At 73.7% G+C, this 7,447-nt stretch carries 7 protein-coding genes; 3 read left to right on the forward strand and 4 right to left on the reverse strand.

Annotated features, from left to right (window positions below; all coding sequences use genetic code 11):
• Positions 1 to 1,313: Hsp70 family protein (locus tag AC1DU4_RS25785; RefSeq protein WP_477844733.1), on the reverse strand; the 1,313-nt coding region annotated here is incomplete at its 3' end.
• Positions 1,314 to 1,501: 188 nt separating this feature from the next.
• On the opposite strand from AC1DU4_RS25785, the gene AC1DU4_RS25790 reads away from it, so the two are divergent.
• From AC1DU4_RS25790 to AC1DU4_RS25800, 3 genes are read left to right on the forward strand one after another with little or no spacing between them, the layout of a single operon-like run.
• The gene (locus AC1DU4_RS25790; RefSeq protein WP_477844735.1) at positions 1,502 to 2,551 is read left to right on the forward strand and encodes a Dyp-type peroxidase; all 1,050 of its coding nucleotides are present in this window, start codon (positions 1,502 to 1,504) and stop codon (positions 2,549 to 2,551) included.
• Positions 2,544 to 3,347, forward strand: a complete 804-nt coding sequence (locus AC1DU4_RS25795) for a family 1 encapsulin nanocompartment shell protein (protein ID WP_477844737.1) — start codon at positions 2,544 to 2,546, stop codon at positions 3,345 to 3,347. The genes AC1DU4_RS25790 and AC1DU4_RS25795 overlap by 8 nt, the downstream gene beginning before the upstream one ends.
• Positions 3,348 to 3,387: 40 nt before the next feature.
• Positions 3,388 to 3,900 (forward strand): nitroreductase family deazaflavin-dependent oxidoreductase, encoded by a 513-nt coding sequence (locus AC1DU4_RS25800; protein ID WP_477844739.1) that lies wholly within the window; start codon positions 3,388 to 3,390, stop codon positions 3,898 to 3,900.
• 6 nt (positions 3,901 to 3,906) lie between these two features.
• Here AC1DU4_RS25800 and AC1DU4_RS25805 read toward each other — a convergent pair whose 3' ends face one another.
• From AC1DU4_RS25805 to AC1DU4_RS25815, 3 genes are all read right to left on the reverse strand, one after another.
• On the reverse strand, positions 3,907 to 4,479 hold the full coding sequence (locus tag AC1DU4_RS25805; protein ID WP_477844741.1) for an NADPH-dependent FMN reductase: 573 nt from the start codon (positions 4,477 to 4,479) through the stop codon (positions 3,907 to 3,909).
• A gap of 100 nt (positions 4,480 to 4,579) precedes the next feature.
• On the reverse strand, positions 4,580 to 7,150 hold the full coding sequence (locus AC1DU4_RS25810; protein WP_477844743.1) for a LuxR C-terminal-related transcriptional regulator: 2,571 nt from the start codon (positions 7,148 to 7,150) through the stop codon (positions 4,580 to 4,582).
• 10 nt (positions 7,151 to 7,160) lie between these two features.
• Positions 7,161 to 7,447: hypothetical protein (locus AC1DU4_RS25815; RefSeq protein ID WP_477844745.1), on the reverse strand; the 287-nt coding region annotated here is incomplete at its 5' end.

The following is a 7,447-nucleotide window of genomic DNA, read 5'->3' on the forward strand; positions in this document are numbered from 1 at the left end:
CCGGCAGCCTCGCCGGCGGCCGCGGCGGTGACCGCGGGTGCGGGTGCGGGTGCCGGTGCCGGTGCCGGTGCGGCGCCGGGCGGCGTGGCGGCCGCGCCCCAGGCGGTGCTCAGTCCCGCGTCCGGCGTCACGACCGGGATGGAATCGGTGGCGGCGTCGCCGTCCAGGGGCGAGGCCGCGTCGCCGGCAGCGAGGGCCGCGGCATCGGCGGCGAGCGCGACGCCTCCCACCGCGAGCGCGATGCCGCCGCTCGCGACCAGCGCCGGGCTGGCGCCGCCGGCGAGGATCGCGGCGCCGTGCGCGACCGCACGGCCGGGATCCGGTGCGGAGACGGTCGGCAGGTCGAGGGTCTGCGCGGCGAGTTCGGCGACCAGCGGCATGGCCGAACCGCCGCCGGTCAGCAGCACCGTCCGCACGCCGGCGGGCTCGAGTTCGTGGGCGCGGATGCTCTCCTCGACCATCGTCAGCGACCCGGCGACCTGGCCGCGGAGCATCTCGTCCAGTTCGGTCCGCGTCAGGGTGATGCTGGTGTGGGCGCCCGCGACCTCGACGGGCACGGCAGCGGTGTCCCGCGTCGACAGTTGTTCCCTGGCCTCGCGGCAGCGTTCGCGCAGCGTCGTCAGTTGCGCACGGGTAGCCGGATCGGCGGTGTCGACCGGCCCGAGATCGGCGGCGACGACGGAGAGCACGTGCTCGACGACGGTGCGGTCGAGGCTGTCGCCGCCGAACAGGGTGGTGTAGGTCGACGGCCGCAGCAGCCCGGCGCCTTCGCCGGTGCGGACCAGCGAGACGTCCAGGCCCGCGGAGCCGAGGTGGTACACCGCGACCACGGCGTCGCCGAGCGGGCCGTGCGCGGCCTCGAGCCAGGCCACGGCGGCCACCGCGTCGGGCATCAGCGTCACCGACGCCTGGCCGACGTGGTCGAGCGCCTCGCGCAGGGCGGCCACGGTGGCGGCGTCCCAGTGGGAGGGGTAGGTGGCGACCACCGGGAGGGCGGCATTGTTCGGGAAGTCGTCGGGGAACTGCTCGGTGGCGGCCAGCAGCAGGCCACTGACTGCCGTCGCGACGAGGTCTTCCGCGAGGTACGACGTTCCGTCGGGCGCGCTCAGCCCGGCCGGGTCGCCGACCCGTGAGGTGAACCGCGACAGCACGCCCTCGCGGTCGGCCGGTGCGCCGAGGACCGCCGCGTCCTCGCCGAGCAACAGGGTCGCTGCCCGCACCACGGCCGGTGGCTCGTCGAGCAGGCCGTCGCCCCGCTGCAGGATGGCGGTGGCCGTGGTGTCGCCCACCCGCAGCCCGAGACCCGCGGTCATGTCGTGTCTCCTCGTGTTCGGCGGCGGTTGCCGCTACTGGCGTTCACCTTAACCAGACGATTGCCTCGGGCCGTCGCCACCAGGGTCGTCTGCTCTCCCTGCGGTGGCGCCGGTGGTGTCCTACCCTCAGGTGGAGTGCGCGCACAGGCGGGAAAACCGCAGCCCCGCCGCGAACTTCCGGGAGCACGATGAGCCGCCCCGAACCGCAACCCGTCCTCGAACCACTCAGCTCGGCCGCACTGTTCCTGGTGGTGGCGGCGGGTCCCTCGCGAGCGGACGCACGGCGGGTCCTGGAGGTGAGCGCGGACGTCGGATCGCTGGTGCGGGCGGTCGGTTTCCGCGAGTTGGCAGGCTCGCTGAAATGCGTCGTCGGCCTCGGCTCCGACCTGTGGGACCGGGCGGGTCCGCGGACCCGCCCGACGGGCCTGCATCCCTTCGTGCCGTTGCGGGGCGAGGTGCACAGCGCCCCGTCGACACCGGGCGACGTGCTCTTCCACATCAAGGCGGCGCGCGCGGACCTCTGCTTCGAACTGGGCCGGCTGATCGTCGACGCGCTCGGCGACGCGGCGACCGTCGTCGACGACGTCACCGGGTTCCGCTACTTCGACGCGCGCGACCTGCTCGGCTTCGTCGACGGCACGGAGAACCCCGTCGGCTCCGGTGCCGGGGCGGCCGCCCTCGTCGGTGCCGAGGACGAGGAGTTCGCCGGCGGCAGCTACGTGATCGTCCAGAAGTACCTGCACGACATGGCCGCCTGGCAGTCGCTCACCGTCGAGGACCAGGAGCGGGTGATCGGACGGACCAAGGTCGAGAACGTCGAACTCGCGGACACCGTGAAGCCGAGCAACTCGCACGTCGCACTGAACACACTGGTCGACGCGGACGGCACCGAACGGGAGATCCTGCGGGACAACATGCCCTTCGGCAGCCTCGGCGACGCCGAGTTCGGGACCTACTTCATCGGCTACGCCAAGGACCCGTCGGTCACCGAGGAGATGCTCCGCCACATGTTCCTCGGCGACCCGCCCGGCAACTACGACCGCATCCTCGACTTCTCCACGGCCGTCACCGGCACGCTCTTCTTCGCCCCCAGCCTGGACGTCCTGGAATCGCTCGGCGGTCCCGAGACGACCGGCGCTGCAACGGAAGACGACGCGTCGTCACCCGACGGCGCCGAGCCCGACCGGTACGGAATGTCCCTGCAGATCGGCGACCTCAAAGGGTGGCGCAATGACTGATTCGAGCAACCTGCACCGTCGGCTGGCCCCGGTCACCGAGGCCGCGTGGGAGCAGATCGGCGAGGAGGCCGCCCGGACCTTCAAGCGACACGTCGCCGGCCGGCGGGTGGTGGACGTGGTGGGCCCGCTCGGGTACGCGTACTCCGCGCACAACCTGGGCCGGGTGCGCCCGATCAGGTCCTCGGACAGTCGTATTCGCGCGCAGCAGCGCCAGGTGCACCCGTTGGTGGAGTTGCGGTTCCAGTTCACGCTCAGCCGTGCCGAGGTGGACGACGTGGCGCGGGGCTCGCTGGACTCGGACTGGCAGCCGGTCAAGGACGCCGCCAAGGCCCTCGCCTTCGCCGAGGACCGTGCCGTGTTCGGCGGCTTCGAGGAGGCCGGCATCCGCGGGCTCGGGCCGTCGAGCAGCAACCCGGTGCTCGAGATGCCGGCCGACCCGCTGGCCGTCCCCGACGCGGTGGCGTCGGCGCTGTCGGCGCTGCGGCTGGCCGGGGTCGAGGGCCCGTACGCGGTGGTCCTCGACGCGGACGCGTACACCGCGGTGAGCGAGACCCGGGACGAGGGTCATCCGGTGTTCCACCACCTCAAGGACCTGGTGGCCGACGTCGTCTGGGCGCCGGCGGTGCAGGGCGGCTACGTGCTGTCGACCCGGGGCGGGGACAACCAGTTGACCCTCGGCGCGGACCTGTCGATCGGCTACGACAGTCACACCGACCGTGAGGTGACTCTCTACCTCGAGGAGTCGCTGACCTTCTCGTCGCTCACCTCGGAGGCGTCGGTCGTCCTGCAGCGGTGAGGGTCTCGTGTCGCGGCCCGCGGTGAACTACGTTGAAACGGTGACTGCGGCGCAGAGCTATCGGGACACCAATCCGTTCTACAAGCTGGTGCGCTCCTCCGCGGGCACCGCGCCGATGGCGTGGTTCTACGCGCACACGCTGCACCACATCGACCGCCCGGTCTTCCGGATGACCAACGGCAGACGCACGTTCACCAGCATGCTGACCGGGCTGCCGGTGGTCATGCTCACCACCACCGGCGCCAAGAGCGGGATTCGCCGCACCCTGCCACTTGTCGGCCTGCTCGACGGCGACCGGGTGGTGGTGATCGCGTCGAACTACGGCCAGCACGGGAACCCGGCGTGGTTCTACAACCTGCGCAAGAATCCCGAGTGCACCGTGGTGGTGTCCGGCGGTGCGCCGCGGCAGTTGTACGCGTACGAGGCCGAGGGCGACGAGCGGGACCGGTTGTGGCGCCGCGGCCTCGAGATCTACCCGGGCTGGGCGGGCTACGAGAAGCGGGCCACCGACCGGCGGATCCCGGTGATGGTGCTCGCGCCCGCTCCTCGCTGAGGCGGGCTACGGCGCCGGTTTCGGGTTGACGCTGATCACCTTGCACACGAACTCCTCGTACAGTCGCAGCCACTTGTCGAGGAACTCGGCGGTCGACTCGACGGTGACCTCGCCGTCCTCGGTGATCAGGCCGTCGTGGAACTGGATGTACGCCTCCGGCTGAGCCAGTTCCGGCGAGTTCACGAACGACAGCACGCTGCGCAGGTGCTGCTGCGCGACGGCGGTGCCGATGTGGCCCGGCGAGGTGCCGATCACACCGGAAGGCTTGAGCGCGAACGAGTTCTGGCCCCACGGCCGAGAACCCCAGTCGATCGCGTTCTTCAGCGCGCCGGGGATGGAGCGGTTGTACTCGGGGGTGACGAAGATCAGCGCGTCCACGCTCGCGACGGCCGCCTTGAACGCCACGCCCACGGGCGGGTACTCGGCGTCGTAGTCGTGGTTGTAGAGCGGCAGGTCCCGGATCGGGATCTCCTGCATCGCCAGTCCGTCGGGGCTCCGGCGCATCAGCGCCGTCGCGAGCCTGCGGTTGATGGAGTTCTTCGAGAGACTGCCGACGAACACGCCAACCCTGTACGGCATCGGCTTCACCCTTCCGGTCACGCCCCTGGCAGGAGACCTCTTCGGATCGCGTACGTGCGGTTCCAAACGTAGTCCCGCGACGCGGACGGGGGAAGGTCTCCTACCCGTCGTAACCCATGGCCCGCAGCATCGAGAGCATCTCGGCCCGGTTCGGGGCGTCGAGCCGGCGTCGGATCCGCGCCACGTGGTGCTCGACGGTCTTCGCGGAGATGAACAACCGCGCGCCGATGTCCCGGTAGGTCAGGCCCGTCACCAGCAGGCGCGCCACGTCCGACTCTCGCTCCGTCAGACCGCCCGTGGGCGCGGACTGCGCCGCGGTGCCCGACGTGGGTGCGACGTCGGCGGGAACCGCCGCAGCCGGGCGCAACGACCGTGCCACCTGCAGCAGGGCGGTCGCGGCGGGGGTGTCGGTGGCGCGCAGCGCGGCCTCGCCGGCCAACCGGGCGCCGTCCCAGGGCAGGCCGATCCCGGCCAGGGTGCGGGCGGACTGTTCCACCTCGGTCGCGTCGGTCTCGCCCTGCAGCACCCGCAGCCAGGCGCGGCCGGCGCGGGCCAGTCCGGCCGCGTAGGTGCTGGTCTCGGCGGCGACGCCGAGCGCGTGGGCGTGCGGCACCAGGTCGGCGGGTGTCTCGGCGAGGATGGCGGCCTGCACCCCGTACCAGTGCAGCGGCGAACCCCACAGCGGCGGCTCGCCGAGCTGCGTCAGCAGCTCGCGGGCCTGGTCCACCAGGTGCGCGACGCGGTGCAGTTCCCGCAGCCGGGCCGCGGCCAGCCACAGCTCGCCCAGCGGCAGCAGGCTCAGCAGGTCCACGCAGTGCTCGGCGACCACCGTCTGCGCCCGCTCCCAGGACTGGCGCAGTGCGCCGACGTCGCCGGTGCGACGGGCCAGGCCCACCCGCAGCGCCGCGGCGAACAGCGCGTCGCGGGGGTTCAGGTCGCCGGACGAGACCGAGTTCAGTTCCTGCGCAGCGGAATCGAGGTCGCCGTGGGTCATCGACACCCAGGCGAGCAGCAGCAGGTGCCGGGCCCGGCTCACCCCGCCCTCCGCGTCGGTGTCCAGCGCCCGCTGCAGCACCGCACGGGCCCGGTCGAGTTCACCGCAGTGCAGTGCCGCCAGGGCGGTGACCGCCGCGCCGGTGTCCGGCAGGAAGGTGGTGCGTGATGCGTTGGCGCCCAGGGACAGCGCGCGGGTCAGGGTGTTCAGGGCGATCGCGGTGGACCCGTCGAGTGACTGCCGCAGGCCGTCCGCGAGCAGGGTCGCGGCGGCCGCACCCGACGTGGGCGGCACCAGGCTCGGTGGCGGGCCACCAGTTCCGTTGTCGGACAGCGCGATGCCGGACATGACGGACGCCGACTCGGGTCGGCCGGCGGCCAGCAGCACCATCGCCGCGACCGGGCGGTCGACCCCGGCGCGCGCCGGGCCGAGCCACTCGTACAGGTCGGCGCTGCGGGTCACCATGCCCTGGTGCGCGGCGACGCTCGCCGCAATCCGCACCGCCGCCGCCAGTTCGGCGGCCGGAAGGTCCGCGGCGTGCTCGAGCCGGCCGTCCGCCAACCGGACCGCGGTGTCCAGGTCGCCGCAGAGTCCGGCCGCCTCCGCTCGGCGCAGCGACAGGCGGGGGCCGTCGGCGCCGGCCCGCAGTGCGGACGCGTACAGCTCGGCGGCCCGGCGGGGCGGGGCGAGTTCGGCTTGCTCGCACAGGAACTCGGCAAGGACGGGGTCTGTCACCCCCGCCTCGGCGAAGGCGCGGGCGGAGGGGAGGTCCAGCGTCCCCAGCGTGACCCGGGCCCGCAATGCCTCGGCCTGCAGCCCGGCCACCCGCTGGGCGCCGAGCAACGACCGCAGGGGTTCGTGCGCCGAGGCGAGCAGGGCGCCCGACGGCAGCACCAGCCCGCAGGCGCGGGTCCGGTCCACCAGGTCGCGGGCGGCGTCCGGCACGAGTTCGAGGGTTCGGCCGAGTTCCGCGGCGTCCAGCCCGGCGCCTGTGGTCGCGACGGCCAGGGCGGCCAGCAGGTCGGCGTCGAGCCCGCCGAGCACGTCGTGGTGGCAGTCCGTGACCGCCGCTGCCACGGCCCGGTCGAGGCCGTCCCGGGTCAGGCCGCCGGCGCGCAGGGGTGCGAGGGCGGCGTCGACGCAGCGGGGGAGCCCGCCAGTGAGCCGGTGCACCAGCGCGACGACCTGCGGCGGCAGGCTCATGCCCAGCAGCAGTTCCGCATGCGCAGCGGTGTCACGGGGCGAGAGGTGCCCCAGGGCGACGGTGCCGTCGAGGGCTGAGGACAGCGCGCGCAGTGCGTCGTTGGCGGGGCGAGGTTCGGCGGCGACGACGAGGGTGACGTCGGGGCGGGCGGCGACCTCGGTCAGGGCCGAGAGGCTGCGCGCGGCGAGCAGGTGGGCGTCGTCGACCAGCACCACCGAGCCCGGCGGCGGCGCGGCACCGTCGAACACCGCACCGCCGGGCGCGGCGCCACTGAAAACCATTGCGTCCGAAGGCCCGTCGGCCGCGTCCCGGACCGCCGCGAGCAGCGCGGACTTGCCTGTGCCCGACGCGCCCCGCACCAGTCGGTGGGGGTGCCCGTGGCGCGCGTCGGCCAGCAGCGCCCGGGCGGCCGCCGACGCGGTCGCGGGGGTGGCCACGGAGCCGGATGCCAACACCTTTGCCTCGCTCCTCACCTGGTCCGGCCTACTCGCCGCCGACGACGGCGCCGAGGACATTGCCGACGCCGTTGCCGAGGCCGCCCACCACCCCGCCGAGGCCGCCCACCACGCCGCCGAGTCCCTGGCCGACCCCGTCGACCACGGCGCCCGCGCCGTTGGCCACGCCGCCGACGCCGTTCACGACGCCGTTCGCGACGCCGGCGCCGCCGTCACCGGAGGGCCCCGGAGCTGGGGCGGGTGCGGGCGCCGGCGCCGGAGCCGGAGCCGGTGCGGGGGCCGGTGCGGGGGCCGGGACCGGTGCAGGTGCGGGCG

This window comes from Rhodococcus sp. P4_F5, from assembly GCF_056401315.1.